14 protein-coding genes and 1 riboswitch are annotated in these 17,636 nt (G+C 42.4%); of the genes, 10 read left to right on the forward strand and 4 right to left on the reverse strand.

The annotated features are described in order from the left end of the window. Nucleotides 1–74 precede the first annotated feature (74 nt). From GQF01_RS25620 to GQF01_RS25650, 7 genes are all read left to right on the forward strand, one after another. Nucleotides 75–1,796, forward strand: coding sequence for an extracellular solute-binding protein (locus GQF01_RS25620; RefSeq protein ID WP_161409718.1), 1,722 nt, complete (start codon nucleotides 75–77; stop codon nucleotides 1,794–1,796). Nucleotides 1,797–1,864: 68 nt separating this feature from the next. Then, entirely contained in the window at nucleotides 1,865–2,767 is a 903-nt protein-coding gene (locus tag GQF01_RS25625) for an ABC transporter permease (protein WP_161409719.1), read from the forward strand. A gap of 53 nt (nucleotides 2,768–2,820) precedes the next feature. Then, nucleotides 2,821–3,708: a carbohydrate ABC transporter permease gene (locus tag GQF01_RS25630; RefSeq protein ID WP_161409951.1), complete on the forward strand. Its 888-nt coding sequence runs from the start codon at nucleotides 2,821–2,823 to the stop codon at nucleotides 3,706–3,708. 85 nt (nucleotides 3,709–3,793) lie between these two features. Beyond that, the gene (locus GQF01_RS25635; RefSeq protein ID WP_235960262.1) at nucleotides 3,794–5,551 is read left to right on the forward strand and encodes a sensor histidine kinase; all 1,758 of its coding nucleotides are present in this window, start codon (nucleotides 3,794–3,796) and stop codon (nucleotides 5,549–5,551) included. Then, on the forward strand, nucleotides 5,544–7,163 hold the full coding sequence (locus tag GQF01_RS25640; protein ID WP_161409720.1) for a response regulator transcription factor: 1,620 nt from the start codon (nucleotides 5,544–5,546) through the stop codon (nucleotides 7,161–7,163). Before GQF01_RS25635 ends, GQF01_RS25640 begins: the two co-directional genes overlap by 8 nt. A 42-nt stretch (nucleotides 7,164–7,205) precedes the next feature. Beyond that, nucleotides 7,206–8,726, forward strand: coding sequence for a glycoside hydrolase family 43 protein (locus GQF01_RS25645; RefSeq protein ID WP_161409721.1), 1,521 nt, complete (start codon nucleotides 7,206–7,208; stop codon nucleotides 8,724–8,726). 15 nt (nucleotides 8,727–8,741) lie between these two features. Next, nucleotides 8,742–10,256, forward strand: coding sequence for a DUF5605 domain-containing protein (locus tag GQF01_RS25650; RefSeq protein ID WP_161409722.1), 1,515 nt, complete (start codon nucleotides 8,742–8,744; stop codon nucleotides 10,254–10,256). A gap of 70 nt (nucleotides 10,257–10,326) precedes the next feature. Here GQF01_RS25650 and GQF01_RS25655 read toward each other — a convergent pair whose 3' ends face one another. Continuing rightward, on the reverse strand, nucleotides 10,327–11,988 hold the full coding sequence (locus GQF01_RS25655; RefSeq protein ID WP_161409723.1) for a histidine kinase N-terminal 7TM domain-containing diguanylate cyclase: 1,662 nt from the start codon (nucleotides 11,986–11,988) through the stop codon (nucleotides 10,327–10,329). An 82-nt stretch (nucleotides 11,989–12,070) separates the two neighbouring features. Next, nucleotides 12,071–12,370, reverse strand: a complete 300-nt coding sequence (locus tag GQF01_RS25660) for a hypothetical protein (RefSeq protein ID WP_161409724.1) — start codon at nucleotides 12,368–12,370, stop codon at nucleotides 12,071–12,073. Nucleotides 12,371–12,659: 289 nt separating this feature from the next. Between GQF01_RS25660 and GQF01_RS25665 the strand changes: the two genes are divergently transcribed. From GQF01_RS25665 to GQF01_RS25675, 3 genes are all read left to right on the forward strand, one after another. Then, nucleotides 12,660–13,223: a beta-class carbonic anhydrase gene (locus tag GQF01_RS25665; RefSeq protein ID WP_161409725.1), complete on the forward strand. Its 564-nt coding sequence runs from the start codon at nucleotides 12,660–12,662 to the stop codon at nucleotides 13,221–13,223. A gap of 159 nt (nucleotides 13,224–13,382) precedes the next feature. After that, a complete protein-coding gene (locus tag GQF01_RS25670) occupies nucleotides 13,383–13,838 on the forward strand; it encodes a PCYCGC motif-containing (lipo)protein (RefSeq protein ID WP_407945426.1) in 456 nt (151 codons plus the stop codon). A 228-nt stretch (nucleotides 13,839–14,066) separates the two neighbouring features. Next, nucleotides 14,067–14,256: riboswitch (cyclic di-AMP (ydaO/yuaA leader) on the forward strand. A 116-nt stretch (nucleotides 14,257–14,372) separates the two neighbouring features. Then, complete coding sequence (locus tag GQF01_RS25675) at nucleotides 14,373–16,199, forward strand: APC family permease (RefSeq protein ID WP_161409727.1); 1,827 nt, start codon at nucleotides 14,373–14,375, stop codon at nucleotides 16,197–16,199. A gap of 20 nt (nucleotides 16,200–16,219) precedes the next feature. Here GQF01_RS25675 and GQF01_RS25680 read toward each other — a convergent pair whose 3' ends face one another. Both GQF01_RS25680 and GQF01_RS25685 read right to left on the reverse strand, forming a co-directional pair. Then, nucleotides 16,220–16,744 carry a hypothetical protein gene (locus tag GQF01_RS25680; RefSeq protein ID WP_161409728.1) on the reverse strand — a complete coding sequence of 175 codons (525 nt, stop codon included), beginning with the start codon at nucleotides 16,742–16,744 and terminating at the stop codon, nucleotides 16,220–16,222. A gap of 100 nt (nucleotides 16,745–16,844) precedes the next feature. Beyond that, nucleotides 16,845–17,630: an alpha/beta fold hydrolase gene (locus GQF01_RS25685; RefSeq protein ID WP_161409729.1), complete on the reverse strand. Its 786-nt coding sequence runs from the start codon at nucleotides 17,628–17,630 to the stop codon at nucleotides 16,845–16,847. Between the last annotated feature and the right edge of the window lie 6 nt (nucleotides 17,631–17,636).

Raw genomic sequence — 17,636 nt, forward strand, 5'->3', positions numbered from 1 at the left:
GGCCCACCCTATAATGAAAACATAACCACGTCACTGCAGTGATAGCTTTAAATACTCAATATAGGGGGATGTACATGAAGCTAAAACAACACAAAATGAAAGCGTTGTCTGTTTCCTTGCTTGCCATGACAACGCTCATATCGGCTTGCACCAGCCAGAACAATCCAACGAGTACGGAACAGAAAGAAGCAGTGAGCACTGCTGGAAGTACCGATGTGAAAAGTGCAAATATAGAACCGCTTGGCAAGTATGATCCTCCAATTGAGGTGTCGTTTGTCCGGAACCTCAGCGATGTTGTGGAAAATAACGTACTCGGTGTGCTAAAGGGCGAATCGTTTGAAGATAACCGATGGACGCGTCTCTATAAGGAGCAGCTCGGGATCACCATTAAAAACAATTGGGTCGTAAAGGGGAGCGATACTTCTGATCAGTATTTACAGAAACTGAATGTAACGCTAGCCTCTGGCGATCTGCCAGATGTTATCCCTGTGAACGCGACTCAGTTAAAGCAATTAGCAGATTCCGGCCAAATCGAAGATATGACAGCTTTGTATGAGAAATATGCGGCTCCCCTAACCAAAGAGATCTTATCGCAAGAGGGGAAAAGCCCATTCGATGCTGCTACGATTGATGGCAAACTGATGGCGATCCCGCAGGTCGATTCCTCACTTGAACGTGCTATGTTTATCTGGATTCGTACGGATTGGCTTAATAAATTAGGATTGCAGCCGCCAAAGACGATGGCTGATGTACAAACTATTTCTAAAGCATTTTCCGAGAAGGACCCGGATGGCAATGGAAAAAAAGATACATTTGGCCTAGGCTTAAACAAAGCCTTGTGGGGAGGAGCCACAGGCTTAGAGGGGTTCGTGGCAGGGTATAAGGCTTATCCGAATATGTGGATTACCGATGCATCCGGAAAGCTGGTTTTTGGCGGCGTACAGCCGGAAGTTAAGAAAGCGCTTCAAGCCCTTCAAGGCATGTTTAAAAATGGAGAAATTGATCAGGAATTTGGCATTAAAGATGGTGGTAAGGTATCTGAGCAAATAGCCGCTGGCAAGATCGGAATGGAGTATGGCGAGCAGTGGAATTCCATCTGGCCGCTTCAATTGAACCGTAACAATGACCCGAGTGCACAATGGCGGGCATTCCCAATCGTTTCGGAGTCCGGCGATACACCTAAAGTTCCTCTGAGGTTCAGTACAAGCAAGTTTTTTGCGGTTAAAAAGGGTTTCAAGCACCCTGAGGCTGTTATTAAGCTGTTTAATATGCATCTGGAGAAAAACTTTGGCAAAACGGCGGAGTTTGACAAATACTATGCACCGCCGGAAGCAGAGAGCGTATGGCAACTGTCACCGGTAACACCGAGTCCGGTAAAGAAAAATGTAGAGGCATTCAGAGCAATCGATGCGGCACGTAAAGCGAACAACTTCTCGACCCTGAAGGGCGAAGCGAAAACCATTCAAGAGAAGATAGTGGCTTTCAATTCGGGCTCAAAAGAAGGGTTTGCACTCTGGGGATGGGAACGCATTTATGGCCCGGAAGGCTCTGAAGGGGTTGTTGACCAGTACGATAAAAATAGTCAATTCCTAATGGATAAATTCGTAGGCGCACCTACGCCAACGATGGTTGAGCGGAAATCAACTTTAGAAAAATTAATGAATGAAACATACACCAAAATCATTATGGGCGGCTCTGTTGATGAATTCGATAAGTTTGTGAAAGACTGGACGAAGCTAGGCGGAGAGCAAATTACGAAAGAAGTCAATGAATGGTACGCAGCAACGAAGAAGTAGATACGGGCAGAGGACGGGTTAACCATCCTTCCTCTGCTTTTTATGCATGAGACAATGGAGGTTATTTTATGGGTATCGGGAAAATGTGGAGAGAGCTTCCGCTGCATCTAATGATGTTACCGGGATTAGTACTAATTGTGCTATTCTCATATGTCCCAATGGCGGGAATTGTCATTGCATTTCAGAAATTCATTCCTGCAAAGGGATTGTTCGGTGACCAGCGATGGGTGGGGTTGGATAATTTCAGATATGTCATGAACCTTCCCAGCTTTAATCAGGTTCTGTGGAATACCCTCTTTATTTCCAGTCTTAAACTTATTCTAGGTTTAATTGTGCCAATTATTTTCGCCATTCTTCTTAACGAATTGAAGAATGAGGTCATTAAAAGAAGTGTGCAAACAACCATTTATTTACCATATTTCCTCTCATGGGTTGTTCTTGGCGGGATACTTATTGATATTTTATCCCCGTCTAGCGGTATTGTTAACCAACTGTTGGGTGCTTTCGGTTTGAATAAGATATTTTTCCTTGGTGACAATTCTTGGTTTCCGTTTACGCTCGTCTCATCGGATATATGGAAAAATTTTGGGTATGGAACGATCGTTTATTTGGCGGCTATCACGGGCATTGACCCTGGCTTATATGAATCTGCCACGATTGACGGCGCAAATCGCTGGCATAAGGTATGGCATATTACGCTTCCCGGTATGCGAATGGTCATCGTATTGTTGTCAGTTCTCAGTTTAGGACAGCTTTTGAACGCAGGCTTTGATCAGGTGTTCAATTTATATAGCCCTCAGGTGTATGAAAGCGGCGATATTCTAGATACTTTTGTCTATCGAATTGGATTATTGGATGCTCAATACGGTGTTGCAACAGCCGTTGGACTATTCAAATCACTTGTTTCGCTTATATTGATTTCAAGTTCGTATTTTGTGGCTTATCGGTTTGCAAAATATAGAATCTTCTAGGAGGAGGGAAAACCGTGGTACAACCATCACCCAGTTCTGTGTCTGATACCTACATCCGGGTACCCAAGAGTCGATTCCGATTCGAGTGGTTTTCCGCTTTGAATGTGTCCTTTCTCATCATCATATCGTTAATTTGTGTCCTCCCATTGATTCATATCGTTGCTGTTTCGTTTAGTTCAAGTACGGCTGCGGCAGCAGGTCATGTGAAACTGTGGCCGGTTGACTTCACATTAGCCTCTTACAAGTTTACGGCTAGTAGGGAAGCATTTTGGCAATCCATGCTTGTTTCGTTGGAGCGCATTGCGATCGGGACGCCATTAAATTTGCTTTTAACCATCCTCGTCGCATTTCCTTTATCCAAGGAAACAAAGGCGTTTCGCATGCGAATGGTTTACGCTTGGATTTTCTTCATCACCATGCTCTTTCATGGTGGTTTGATCCCTTGGTACTCTACACTTAAGCAGTACAATATGCTTGATACGATCTGGGCGCTCGTGCTGCCCGGTGCGGTTCCCGTATTCAGCATCGTTCTGCTGCTTAATTTCTTTCGAGAGGTGCCTAAGGAGCTGGAGGAGGCAGCCGTCATGGACGGTGCAAGCTATTGGACGACACTCTGGAAAATCTATGTGCCGATATCCAAGCCTGCGCTTGCAACGCTTGCCTTATTTTCCATGGTAGAACATTGGAACAGTTGGTTTGACGGCCTCCTGCTTATGGGAGATCCTAGTCATTACCCCCTGCAAAGCTACATTCAAACCATCGTCATTCAACAAAATTTAACCAATATATCACGTGACGAGGCCATTAATATGGCTCTCATTTCTGATCGGACGCTGAAAGCCTCACAGATCTTCTTGGGCTCCCTTCCCATTATCTTGGCGTATCCTTTCTTGCAGAAATATTTTGTTAAAGGAATTGTCCTTGGTAGCGTTAAGGGGTAAAGGATGCATGGTTTCCTAAGGAAAATGCTTGGGAAACCTACAAACTTCAGGCTATAATGGAAGAAAAAAGTTGGGGGCTTGCACCTTGATCAACCGTCAGCCATTCACTTTGCGGAACACGATTTTTCTTCGACTGCTCAGCACTTTTTTGCTTATCATGCTGCCCATTTTATTATTTGGTGTCTACCTGTATAACTGGATCGTCCAGACGGCTAGCGAAGATATCTCCAAAACGGCAGTATCCCAGCTAACCTTCTATGTAACCGATCTTGAGAAAGAGATAGAACGGATGAAGCTGCTGCAGTTTGGCGTTATTGAGGATGAAGATCTCAACGAGCTGACGCTGACTTGGGACACGATGGATGTGTTTAAACGCACGGAAAAAATTAACTCGCTGCGGAAACGGCTTTATGCCATTCAAAACAGTTCTCCTTATATTAAAAATGTTAGTGCTCATATTTATCCGATATCCAAAACGATTTCTTCCGCCAATGGCCCAAGCGAGTTTGATACCGAACGGTACAATGGCTTGCGCTCGGCTTTAAGTAGTAGGAATAACCAGATTATGGAGTGGAATGGCGGATTATTTGTGAGTGCCGCGAAGCAGGGAGTGACCAATGGAAATCAACCATTGTTCATCATTGAAATCGAAATGGATCAAGAGAGACTTCAGGAGGCGTTAGACCAGTTCAACACCTATCCCGGAAGTGGAACATTGATGAGTAAGGAGAATAGCAGTGTTATTCTCACTAGTGGATCTATAGAGAGCATATGGCAAGATATACCGGCCACCATTGCGCAAATCAAACAAGATCCAGTTCATCGTACAGGGACCTTTACCATCTCGGGAAGCCGTTACTATACTGCAATTGCAAGTTCTAACTATTTAAATATGTCTATTTACCGGTTTATTCCTGAGCAAATTATTAAGAAGCCACTGGACAAGTTTTATCTGTGGGCATGGTTATTTATTTTCGTTGCTGTTGTCATCATTGCCATTTATGCATTCTCCACTTACAAATTTATTCATAAGCCGTTGTTAACGCTAGTTAAAAGCTTTCGACGCATGGAAAATGGGGATTTGGATGTGAACATTCATCATGAGTCTAAGGATGAGCTTGGTTACTTGTATGGCCGATTTAACCAAATGGTCACCAATCTTGGCTCTTTGATCGATCAAGTGTATAAGCAGAAGATTATGACACAACGAGCGGAGCTGAAACAGCTTCAATCACAGATTAACCCTCATTTTCTATACAACAGCTTCTTTATCCTGAGGACGATGGCGAAAATTGGAGACGTTGAACGAATCGGACAGTTCGTCACACAGCTTGGTGAATATTTCCAATTTGTTACCAGGAATGCTTCTGACGAGGTGCTGCTGAAACAAGAAATTCACCATGCCAGAATGTACACGGAGATTCAGGAACTACGCTTCTCACGGCGCATCCGGGTGCAATTCGACGCTACTCCACGGGCAATTGAACAGGTGTCAGTACCACGTTTAATTGTGCAGCCGATTATCGAGAATGCCTTTGAACACAGTTTGGAACAAATGAAAAGCAGTGGACGTATGATAATTCACTTTGAGCTCGAAGAGGCCGAGATACGTATTATTGTGGAAGATAATGGTGATAGCTTAACGGATGAGACACTGAAGCGTATCTCGGATACGCTGGATAACGGTGATGAACATGCGGAGACGACAGGCTTGGTGAATATTCATCGCCGTGTCAAAATGACGTTCGGTGAAGCATACGGTCTACGAATAAGCCGAAGCGAGCTGGGGGGATTGAAAGCGATCATTTCTATTCCTTTTCAAGGTGGTGATGCTCATGATTAGAATGCTGATCGTTGATGATGAGGAAATCATTACAGACGGGCTGTTTGACGTATTTAGCCAACTAAATTTGAATCTTGATTTGTATAAAGCTTATTCCGGTGAAGAAGCGCTGGATTGGATGAATACGACAAGAGTGGACATTGTGTTGTCCGATATTCGTATGCCCGGGATGGATGGTCTCGAGCTCATGAGAAACATACGGAGTAGTTGGCCGCATTGCAAAGTCATTTTTTTGACGGGATATAATGATTTTGATTATGTCTACCAAGCGATTCAATCACCCGGAGTTAGCTATCTCCTCAAGAGTGAAGAATACGATAAGATCATCAAGGCCGTAACAGATGCGATTCAAGAACTGGAAAGCAGCTTAAAGTTCCATGATCTAGTCAAGCAATCACGAGAGAAGCTCACTACTCTCGAAACCCTTGCTCAAGGGAATTATTTCCGATATTTGCTTCAAGGGACACGAACAACGGAGGAATTAGAAGTTGATTTTCGTAATCTCGGCATTGCTCTTGATCCAGCTTTGCCCATCCTTGTTGCGGTAGCTGACATGCAGCGTACGAACATGTACCATTCCTTTGCGGAAAGCCAGAATGCGGCACTTGCTGTCAAATTTTTGGCAGAGACATTCTTGGCTGAACGCACAGATCGTCTTGGAATCATTGATCATTATGGCGGTCTCGTCTGGCTTGTTCAACCAAAGCATGGCCAAGTAACGGAACTGGACGAAGCCTATGCCCGCACGGTCAAATTTCTAGAGGGTCAATTTGAGCTTATGCAGCAAGCCTGTCATGATGCTCTGGGAGTTACTTTTGCCATTACAATTTGCGCAGATACCTGCGAATGGAAGCAACTGTCAGAGATATACGATCGAATGAGAAGTGAGCAGTACTGGCGAGCGGGTGACGGTGCCCAGATGGTACAAACAGTCACTCTGGGAACCATTGGAACAGCGGCCAACTCAAGAACGCTAAGAGAAAAAGCGGAGTCTTTGGCGATTCATCTAGAAGGTGGGAATAGAGAGGGTTTTCTCCATCTGTTCAACGAACTAATGAAAACGGCTTTCGATGAGCGAGGAAATGGAGGACCTTTTGCACTGGAACTGTATTACACGATTGCACTCTGCTTATTATCGTATATTAACCGTTGGGAGCTGCACGATAAGGTTGGAACAACCGGGCTTATGCAAAGAGACAGGCATTCATCTTGGCAAGATAGCTACGAGTTTTTGAAACAGACCGCAGAGTCCTTGTTCAATCTTCGATTGAGTGTAGAACGCAATAGAGCAGCAGCGGTGATAGAGAAGATCCGGTTATATATTGAGGAGCACCTGGGTGATGATTTGTCTCTCGTTCGTTTAGCTAGTGTGATACACTTCAACCCATCCTACTTATCTCGACTTTTTAAACAGGAAAGTGGCATTAATCTATCTGAATATATTGATGAAGTTAGAATGGAGAAAGCCAAAAATTTGCTGAAGAAAGATGAACTTAAAATTGCTGAAGTGGGCGTTCAGGTAGGGTATGAAACCCCACACTCTTTTACTCGATTTTTCAAAAAATCAACCAGCATGACGCCAGCGGAGTATCGTGAGATTGTAAGGAAATAAGCGTATTGGGATCAGCTTTTTTAAGTATAAGGAGAGTTAGCGATGGGGAATGTGACGATAACGAACCCAATCATCTGGGCGGATGTTCCGGACCTTTGTGTCATTAGAGTAGGCACAGCCTACTATATGGTTAGCACAAGCATGCATGTAATGCCTGGATGCCCGATTATGCGGTCAGAGAATTTAATGGATTGGAAGATCGTGAACTACGTTTACGATACCTTAGAGGATAACGACGCCAACAATTTGCTGGATGGGAGAGGCATTTACGGTAAAGGATCATGGGCTGCAAGCCTAAGGCATCATAATGGCATGTTCTATGTGTGCTTTTCAAGTAATGATATGAACCGCTTCTACATATACCGGACAACAGATATCGATAACGGAAAGTGGGAGCGCTCTGTCATTGCAGGAATCCATCATGATCCAAGTCTGCTGTTTGACGACGACCGTGTGTATGTCATTCACGGCAACGGGCGTATTCGCATTACTGAGTTGACATCGGATGTGATGGCTTTAAAACCGGGAGGTATCCATCAGGATCTCTTCGAGACGGAACGTGACGGTATCATGTTGCGATGCGAGGGATGCCATGCCTATAAGTTGAACGGTTATTATTATTTATTTTTCATTGAATGGCCCAGTACAGGAAATAGACGTCGTAGACAACTGTGCTATCGTTCCAGAGAGTTGCTCGGTGTTTATGAACATAAAGTGATTCTTGACGACGACATGGGTTACCGCAATCATGGTATCGCTCAAGGAGGCATTGTTGATACACCGCAGGATGAGTGGTATGCCTTATTATTTCAAGATCATGATGCTGTGGGAAGAATTCCTATTGTGCTTCAAGTTACTTGGGTGGAGGACTGGCCGGTCATTGGGTTGGAAGGTAAAGCCCAAGTTTCCTTCCAGGCGCAACTCCCGAGTACGGCACCTACGCAATTGGTCATTAGCGATGAGTTTGACTATAACGCAAATAAATTGCTTCTTAATTGGCAATGGAATCATAATCCGGATAACCGTCTGTGGTCTGTGATCACGCGTCCTGGTTGGTTGCGATTAGAGACGGGAAATGTTACCAGTAGTGTCCTACTTGCACGCAATACATTGACGCAGCGGACGGAAGGTCCTGTATGTATCGGCATTACGGCAGTGGATGTTTCCCATATGAAGCCGGGTGATCATGCTGGAATGGTTGCACTTCAAAGTCATTTCGGAACAGTCGGTATTCAAGCTGTAGCGAACGGCGAGCGATATGTTGCGATGTGTATCAATGGAGGCGACGGTAGGGAAGAAACGGTCGAGCGTTTTCCGTACGGGGAAAGCTTAATTTACTTGAAAATTCATTTTGATTTTGAAAATAGCATGGATCTCGCAAGCTTTTACTACTCAACCGACTGTGAAGAATGGAAGCAAATCGGGGCTTCCCTGAAGATGAAGTATACCTTGGATCATTTTATGGGCTACCGGATTGGGTTGTTTCATTATGCAACCAAGCAGGTTGGCGGGCATGTTGATTTTGATTTTTTTCGATTCAACAAGGTTGAGAGTAACTTTTAGAGGAGAGGCAAACCTATGACTTTCGCTCAAAACAGGCCAACAAACGTTCCGTCTTCACCCTTAGATCCTGAAACATATGAACAAGTTGAACAATGGGATATCTTTGAGCTTGTGTTCTATGCTTCATATGACGGAAATCCTTTCACTGCAGTATCACTATCCGCCGAGTTCTGCTCAGGTGACCATTCCGTCAGTGTGAAGGGATTTTATGATGGCGGAGGCGTATTTCGTATGCGATTCATGCCGACAACCCAAGGATATTGGAGCTATCGCACTTCCAGTAATGCCATGTTGCTGGATGGACAGGCAGGTTCATTTGTCTGTGTAGCATCATCTCCAGATAATCATGGTCCCGTTCGAGTAAGTGATACATACCATTTTGCATACGCAGACGGCGTCAGATATCTACCGGTAGGTACAACCTGCTATGCCTGGACACATCAGACGGCTAGTCTTGAAGAACAAACACTGTCGACGTTGAAGGCTTCCCCTTTTAATAAGCTGAGAATGTGCGTATTCCCGAAATCCTATCAGTTTAATACTAACGAGCCCATGTACTATCCTTTCGAAGGATCACTGGAAGAAGGATGGGACTATAGCCGATTTAATCCGGTATTTTTCCAGCATCTTGAGAAGAGGATCACTGATCTTGGAAAGCTCGGTATAGAGGCAGATCTCATTTTATTCCATCCCTATGATCGATGGGGTTTCTCACAGATGCCTTTGGAAGTCGATGAGAGATATCTTCGATATATCACAGCACGTCTTGCAGCATACCGGAATGTATGGTGGTCACTAGCAAATGAATTTGATATAATGGCTTCCAAAAAAGAGGATGACTGGGAGTACTTTGCTGGAATCGTGACATCAAACGATCCGATTGGTCATCTCATTTCTAATCATAATTGTCTTCGATTCTACGATTATAACAAACCTTGGGTAACTCATTGTAGTATACAACGAATCGACATGTATAAAACGGCAGAAGAAACGAATGAATGGCGTAACAAGTGGAATATGCCGATTATCGTAGACGAATGTGCTTATGAAGGGGATATCGATCACGGTTGGGGCAACATCACGGGGGAAGAATTAACCCGAAGATGTTGGGAAGGTGCCGTTCGTGGAGGTTATGTGGGCCATGGAGAGACCTATTACAATGAGAAGGAAGTACTATGGTGGTCAAAGGGAGGCGAACTTACAGGTACAAGTCCTGAGAGAATCACTTTCCTACGCCGAATTATTGAACAAAGTCCAGGAGGCATACTGAATCCGCTGCCTTCTTCCTGGGATTTGCCTTGTGCAGGCGTGAAGGATGAATACTACTTGTATTACTTTGGTTTCAATCAGCCGCGTTACCGGCATTTCAAACACGAGTCCGATGTCTCCTATCGTGTAGAAGTCATTGATACATGGAATATGACGATAACGCAGGTACCTGGTACTTTCAGGGGCTCGTTCCGTGTTGAACTTCCTGGGCGTCAATATATGGCGGTTAGATTAGCGCTTATAGAGGATGACGCTAACTAGCTTAATAGATAGGATGAAGAAGGGCTGCCCTGTGGCAGCCCTTTAACGTGTCGATTATTAAAAATTTAAATTATCTTACGATACTGACAATCCGATTACGACCTTCTTCTTTGGCCCTATATAAGGCTTTATCCACTGATTCAAGTAATTCGTTTAAATAGGTACTGGGATTTCTTAGACTTTCGAAGGCGAAATTATTAATGGTTAGTAATCCCATACTGATAGTAATCGATAAAGAATGAGGTATATTTTTAACTGTCATCTGATTGGATTCAACGGTGGATTTGACACGTTCAGCTAAGAGACTTGCCTGTGATTGACTCGTTTGCGGTAAATAAATGATAAATTCCTCCCCGCCATAACGAGCCAAAATGTCAGTTTGTCGTAGGGATTGTTTGATTGCTTCCACAGTGCTATGTATCATCTGATCACCGACTAAATGGCCATAATTGTCGTTGATTAATTTAAAATAGTCGATATCTAATAAAATTACCGCAAACGGCATGTGATACTTGAGATTATTCATCACTTCGTGCTCTAACTTTTGTGTCAGGTAGAGGCGATTATAAACACCTGTGAGTCCATCCGTTATTGCCATCTGTTCGAGTTTCTGATTTGTTTGAGACAGTTCATCTTGTATTAAAATGAGCGATTGGTTACGTTCTTGCAGGATTTCGTTCTGAAAGTTCGTTTCATCAATGAGGCGATGAAGTTCACTCACATCTTGAAAGGTGACTACTCGTCCAACCAATTCACGATCCACATGGATAGGCGCGGTTTGAATATGGATATGGCGTCCATTAGGGAACTTCATTTCGATTTGAGTTCGCTTCAGAGGGTTCCATTGGTACGTGTGAAGGAATACATCAATATGGCCATTAGACTGCCCTTTGGAGAGAAGGTTTGCCATATCGAAACGGGAACCTATATGCAAGTCAATTTGAGGACGTAGAGACCGATTTATTTCTATAACGGTTTCATGATCATCAAGTACCAGAATGCCATGATCTATGGTATCAATAATATCTTGATGGGCTATTTTCACAAGATCAAATGCTTTATCGCGATGAATGGCAATGACAAAGAAAATAACAGATAGTAGAATGCCAACTGATGTCAATCCTGGGATGGCGGGCAAAGATGAACGTAGGACAACATTTAAGAATATATCTAAAAATATGAATACCGTCATTACGATAATTCCTCTAAGCACTTGCTTAACCTGTGTTTTGATACGAGGTCCCTTGTTGGATATTAGCGCTTTTCTCATCATATATAACGAAACTATAATATAGCCAATCAAGATAGTAAGGCTATACCAAAAAAGTGGGCCATAAGATCTTTGGATGTAACTACCCTGCAAAGGTAGGACGAACCTACCATTTGGATTGACTATCACGCAGGCAGCTACAAGTATAGCCGGAACAAAAAGCAATACGGACATTTTCTTTCTCAGAAATAGCGAATGACCTGTGAGAAAAATTGTGAAAAGAAGCCAACCAACGGCAATCAGGCACATGTCAATAAAAGATGCTTTTAGATAAAATAATTGAACCTTGGGAGTGTCCATCGTTTTAATGGCAAACTGGCAGATCGGCCATAACATCATAGAAAAATGGAATGTTAAATAAACTTTGTGCAGGTTAGTGATTGTAACTGAAGCAAATATATATACAAAAAAAGCAAACAAGAGGAAAAATAACGTTATGTCAACAAACGATAAAAAATCCATTTTGCACCCTCTAAAGTAATAATCATATTCATATAATTACTAGCTTTAGGTCAAAAGTCCTGCTTCGTTTTATTAATATATTTCAACATTGAACGGAAGCGACTTGGTTTGATAGCCCGAAAAGCTGAGTCGTTTGGAAACTGCCCCCGACCATTTGATCATTATAATGAGTCAAGTAAAACGAGAGCGACATATGATTGGGAAGAACAAGCTGGACCCATTGATCTTTGCAAGCCTCTGCCTGTTGAGAATTGTGAATGGCAGCCCCGTTGCAGATTAAGGAGTTATAAGATTGGTGGGTTAAAAATCCTGTTGCAGAGTTGAAATCGGCAGAGGTCACGTAGACCTGCAAATTAGTCCCATCTACTAATTGGATGCTCACCCATTTATTCATGCATTGTAAAATGTTTGAAATCCCTCGTCGATTATTGGGATATGGTAAGAAGCTATTCCACATATGATAATCTCCTTTTTCATTAAAGTTGGGTCTATACGCTCCGAGTGAACGGATCATACATTGCTTCCACCATATGCAATGGAGTGGGCATTTGTGCACAAATTGAAGAGCACGTACTCTGAGATATGAAAAGTATGATGTTTGGCAGGTTGAGGTTACTTGGCAGGTTATGATAAGATTATAAGCTATAAAGAGAGAAATTGAGGTGAATAGCTTGGATCGACTTTATGATATGTTGCAATTTAACTCGGAGTTCGTAGAGAAGAAGGAATTTGAAAAATATAGAACGTCTAGATTCAAAGACAGAAAAATGGTTGTTATCACTTGTATGGACTCAAGACTTACGGAGCTCCTTCCTCGAGCATTAAATATTAAGGATGGAAATTCCAAAATCATTAAAGATGCTGGAGCGATTGTTTTGCATCCATTTGGCAGCGTTATGCGTAGCGTAATTGTCGCTGTCTATGAATTAAATGCCGATGAAGTGTTTGTAGTCGGACATCATGATTGCGGGATGAGCTGTATTGACCCTGGGAAAACGATCAATAAAATGAAGGAGAACGGCATATCTTCCGATACGCTCGACACCCTCCAAAGTTCAGGAATTAATTTGGAACAGTGGCTGCATGGTTTCGATAGTGTTGAAGATTCCGTCAAAGGAAGCGTGCAAAAGGTTAAGAACCATCCACTTCTGCCAAAACACATTCCGGTTCACGGTCTTGTAATCGACCCGGAAACTGGAAAGTTAGACTTAATCGTTGACGGTTATAAATCATAAGGAGCTGCACCTCATTTGTTAGACACAACTAACAATGGGGGTGCAGTTTTTTTGCCTAATTTTAATCCGGGATAGACAAATTATGTTATATTAGGGGCAGTTAATATATGAGGTGAAGGTATGAAACTTTCGATAAAGAAAATGATGATTGTATTATCTATGGCGACTGTCCTTACGGCATGTGGTTCACAAAAAGTTATCTCAGACGACGATCATTCAGGTCATCAAGAACATGCTAGTGGTGATGTGCAAGAGAAAACGGCATCAGCTAAAGTATTACCGACCTTCTTGAATGGACAAGCCGAACAAATTCGATTAGTCTACGAAGCATCAGGGCAGGCTACTGAAATATTAAAGTGGATACCCTGTTATTGTGGTTGTGGAGAAAGTGCTGGTCATACCAGCAATATGAACTGTTTTGTAAAGGAAGTTAATAAAGATGGATCAGTTGTATGGGATGACCATGGTACTCGTTGCGGAGTTTGCTTACAAATTGCTGTCCAGTCCATCAAAATGAAACAGGATGGAAAATCATTAAAAGAAATTCGTGAAACCATTGATCTTACTTATAAAAAGGGATATGCCAATCCAACAAAAACCCCTATGCCGATTTAAACACTAAAACCCCATTCTAACAAAGATGGGGTTTTAAATTGACACATATATTTTAACAGCTTACGAATACCGAAAATAATAAAGCTCTGGAGAGCATATCAGATGTATAAGCATGTTTAGTAGCTTTTTCCAAATAAAATGATGAAATCAAGAGGGAAAACAAGTTTTACAAATTGAGCCAGCAGGCGTAATATACTATTCAGCGTTCAAGCGCTAAAAATCGGTATCAACATATAATCGCTTAATTTCCGTCAAGGAAAACGGGGGAACCAATGATGATGTTGCTTGGTTAGTACAGGTATACATCATATGGGGTGAATCCTGATGGTAGACTATTGTTTATTGTTTACTATCGGGTAGGGCAACTCTCACTGTCCGAATCCGACAGCTAACCACGTAAGCGTTGATTGAGGGAGGTTTGTAAACTTGTGATGGAAACACAGGGGTCTAACCTGTGTTTTTCTTTTGCCTAAAATGAACTTTATATGATTTTCGATGTAGCTTACAAATTCAAAATTGGTGGTGAATCTTTTAGTGTTATCTTCTATAAAAAGATTTTTAATTGGACGACCATTAAAATCAACGGAATTAGGGGAGCAAAAACTTAATAAAACGAAAGCATTAGCTATACTTTCATCCGATGCGTTATCCTCAGTTGCCTATGGTCCAGAACAGATATTGATCGTCTTAATTGCCGTTGGCACTACGGCAATCTGGTATTCTTTGCCGATTGCAATCGGCGTATTAGTCTTATTATTGGCGCTTATCCTGTCATATAGGCAAATCATTTTTTCATATCCTCACGGCGGTGGGGCCTATGTAGTTTCCAAGGAGAATCTGGGTATTTATCCTGGATTAATCGCTGGAGGGTCTTTATTAGTAGACTACATACTTACCGTGGCAGTAAGTGTGTCTGCCGGTACGGATGCCATTACATCAGCTTTCCCAAGCTTACATTCGCATAATGTCATCATTGCTATCATTTTTGTAGTGTTTATTACAACTTTGAACCTAAGAGGTGTAACAGAGTCTGCATCCATTCTAGCTTATCCGGTTTATTTATTCGTTATAGCTTTATTCATTCTAATTGGTGTAGGCATTTACAACATTGTCACCGGACACATTTCACCAGAGCTGCATACGCCAATTGGTACACCAGTTGCTGGCATTAGTCTATTCCTACTTCTAAGAGCGTTTGCCTCCGGTAGTTCTGCTTTAACGGGAGTTGAAGCTATTTCGAATGCGATTCCGAACTTCAAAGATCCTGCTCCTAATAATGCATCAAGAACATTGATAGCAATGGGAACATTATTGGCTGGTTTATTTGCTGGCATTGTCTATCTAGCCTTTTATTATGGCATTGTTCCCGCTGCTGAGGTCACGGTTGTTTCCCAAATTGCGGAACAGACCTTTGGCAGGAATTTTATGTATTTCTTCATTCAAGGAACAACAGCATTAATATTGATCCTTGCGGCTAACACTGGTTATTCTGCCTTCCCTTTACTCGCTGTTAACCTTGCAAAAGATAAGTTTATTCCTAGAATGTTTACCATACGAGGTGACCGATTAGGATACTCCAATGGGATTATTATTTTGGGCGTTTTATCCATCGTTTTAATCCTTGCTTTTGAAGGTAAGACGGAGCATCTGATCCCGCTTTATGCGGTTGGCGTATTTATCCCCTTTACGCTTTCTCAGACAGGCATGGTGGTAAAATGGATTCGTGAAAAACCGAAAGGATGGATTTCAAAACTTATTATTAACACAACAGGTGCTGTGATTAGCTTCATCGTTACGATGATGTTCTTTTTAACCAAGTTCTCACAGGTGTGGTCAGTCTTGGTTTTCTTACCTATCATCATCTATCTCTTTCATCGCATACGGAAGCATTATGAGGCTGTTGGCGACCAATTAAGACTTGCAAACCGTGTACCAGCAGTCCCTGTTGAAGGGAATGTAATCATTCTTCCAGTTGCTGGAATCACACATGTCGTAGAGAATTCATTAAACTATGCCAAATCTCTTTCACCTCACCAAATTATTGCTGTTTATGTTCCTTTTGAGCGGGAAGATGAAGCCATGTTTGAAGAGAAATGGAAGAAATGGCAACCTGATGTGCGACTAGTGACACTGCACTCACCTTATAGGAGTATCATTAATCCACTTACTAAGTTTATTGATACGGTTCAGCGAAAAGCAAGTGAATCCAACTATCAGGTCACGGTAATTATCCCTCAATTTATTCCTAAAAAAGGATGGCACAATATCCTGCATAATCAATCAAGTCTGCTAATTCGCGCACATCTTCTATATCGGAGAAACGTTATTGTGACGACCGTACCTTATCATCTTACGGAATAGAAGTTATGAAAATAGTAGCCTTACCTCACGGTAAGGCTGCTATTTTTCATTAAGGTTTCAATCTGATGATCTTCTTGCACACGCTTCATGAACGATTGAAGCTCTCCCTCATTCTCACACACGGCGGAGTGTTCCAACCATACAAAGAATCTTTTCTTACATACAGCTGAAGCATGAAGAGGGAACGTGTCTCTGGATTTTAGGATATACATCCCTGAGGGAACTTCACTCCAGGGCGATTTAAAAATAGTTAGAATGGGTAATCGAGTCCTATGCTCCCAATCTTGCTTTTTTTTCTTGTTTCTTATGGACGTATACATATTCGTAATGATATGATGATCGGATTTCTCAATCCATTTTGAAAATCCGGATCGAGTCACACTTTGAGTAATTTCGGACTTTTCTTTAGAAAACCAATAACCAACAATAGTCGGGTAACGGTTATCTTCTTCTCGCCATAGGACACCGAACCACTCATAATCTAAATGAATCGGATTAAACAAATGGGGAACCAGACCTAAATAATAGCGGGGAGAGACAGACATCATATTTCTCCTTTTGACTAATTGTAACGTTAAAACGTATAAAAAGGGGGTAAAGAATCAACAGCCAATATATAAAAAAAACATAAAAGTACTCTTTTTCTTACCTGGGATTGGCTGCTATGAGGATCTCAGGCAATGGATTTCCTTCAATCCATGACGATACCGTCTTAGAGAATAAAGCAGGTTTCTCAAGAGGCCAGTTATGTTTGGCTCTTCTCACAAAATAGGTCCTGGAACCCGGGTAAGAAGCGCATAAATCAATTAACGATTGTTGAATTGAGACGCCTTCTCTTTCGCCAGCAATGGCAAGCAGAGGTGGAAACTTACGTCGCGAAGTGATGTCGGGAAGTTGAAACTCTAGGTTTTCTCTCGAAATTCTGATCGATGAGCGCCAGTCTTGCATGATAATATCCTTACGAACTTCCTCGAAATGCTTCATTGGGATTCCCCATTGATCCATTTTGGCTCGAATGATCCAGTCATGATGTTTAATCGGAAGTATCCACTTATGCAGGTAGGACATCCATTTTAGCGTAATAGAAGGTTTCGTACAGACACCACTGACCAGAATACTCTCTACCAGATCAGGTGCTGTAGCGCTCAATTGAAGTGCCACTTGTCCGCCGAGATCTAGTCCAATCACATGTGCTCGGTTTCCGTGAGCCTTTTTCCGAATGATTTCAGCCATATGCTCAGCAGCATTAGGAATGGAGAAGATACCTCTATGTATACTTCCTCTGTGCTCGGGGAGGTCCGGGATAATGCAGTGGAATTTAGTTAGATGATCAACATGAGGACGCCACATCCAGCCTCCCAAACTGCCTCCGTGTAAAAAAATAAGCGTCGTAGGGTTTTTTGTGCCTGTTTCGAAATGGTGTAAAAACATAGTCCT

The sequence above is a fragment of the Paenibacillus silvestris genome, assembly GCF_009882985.1.
Taxonomy (GTDB): Bacteria; Bacillota; Bacilli; order Paenibacillales; family NBRC-103111; genus Paenibacillus_E; species Paenibacillus_E silvestris.